Source organism: Streptomyces sp. NPDC037290 (assembly GCF_055603245.1).
Map to the genome: position 1 here is coordinate 1 of NZ_JBVJVZ010000154.1, position 1,269 is coordinate 1,269.

The window sequence follows — 1,269 nt, forward strand, 5'->3', positions numbered from 1 at the left end:
ACTCCGGCCTCACGCAAGAACGTCAGCAGCGGGACCATGCCGCGCGGCCCAGCCACCCGGCAACGACCCGACTTCCGCAGGTCGGAAAGGTGTTGCTTCAGCCGACCCTCGTCCAGATCAGCAGCATCGAGGCCCTGCTCCGAAAGCCACAGTCCCACCTGCCCCAGATCCTTGAGCATGTTCCTGGAGGTCTGGGCCGTGTACCCGCGCTCCGCCAACCATGCCCGGTAGCCCTCGACCTGTGCGGTCAGGACACCCGCCTTCCGACGCGTACTTCCGAACGGCATCGCCACCCCCTCGCGGGAGCACCCTGCCCCCTCGCTCACGGAGGCTGCCGGCACGGAAACTATGCAGAGCCATGCACAGCCGAAACCCCACGAAGGAGCGGAACAACGCACACGGCTCCGGCATAGTCGCGGTCTCGGCATAGGTCCAGCTATGCGGATATCCGCATAGCTGGACGAGCTCGGCTACATGGAACTCGACCGCCACGGCGCAGAACTCCTCTTCCAGGTCCTGACCGAACGCGAGGAGAAGAACAGCGTCGCCATAGCCTCCAACGAGTCCTTCGGCGGCTGGATCAAGACCTTCACTGACCCCCGCCTCTGCGCGGCCATCGTCGACCGCCTCACCTTCAACGGCACCATCATCGAGACCGGCACCGACTCCTACCGCCTCGCCAGCACCCGAGCCCGAGCCGAAGAACCAGCCAAGGCCGGCTGACCACCGCAGGCTCTTACCCGACGGCCCTCCGCCCCCCGGCGCGGAGGGCTGGTACGCACTTCCTGCGCTCGTGAGTACCGGTCAGTCCTGGGTTCTTTGCCTCTACCAGGCATTCCAGAGCACACCATGACGGTGGCGGACCGGCGGTATATCTGCGTCGTCAAGGTCGTGGCCAGCGCGGTGCAGCCCGCGGATCCGCTGGGCCTCGAGGCGCCCCTGGAGCCGGTCGCGGCCCTCAGCCGAAGCGATCTCGCCGGAGAACGATCCCTTCCTGCAGTACAGCACCATCCATTGCCAAGAGGTGATCCGCCGCAGCGTCTTCGCCGGGGCAGGGCGACGGCCTTCACGGGCTGCTTGGGCCAGTTCAGCGTTCGCGTAGCGCAGGTCATACAGGAACGTGGACTCCGACGCGCCCTCTCGGACGCGGAGCTGACTGGGAGTCGTGCGGACAGTTCGGGACATCAGGAGCCTCCGTAAGGCCCTCTGGGCTTTCCAGAGGCGCCTACGGCGGGTGCGTAGTGGTCAGCACAACCCAGCTCCCTTCGT

1 pseudogene is annotated in these 1,269 nt (G+C 66.4%); it reads left to right on the plus strand.

Annotation, left to right across the window (positions count from 1 at the left end):
- Positions 1-456: 456 nt before the first annotated feature.
- A pseudogene (locus tag ACZ7HQ_RS45590) lies at positions 457-723 on the plus strand (ATP-binding protein); the annotation flags it as partial.
- Positions 724-1,269 lie beyond the last annotated feature (546 nt).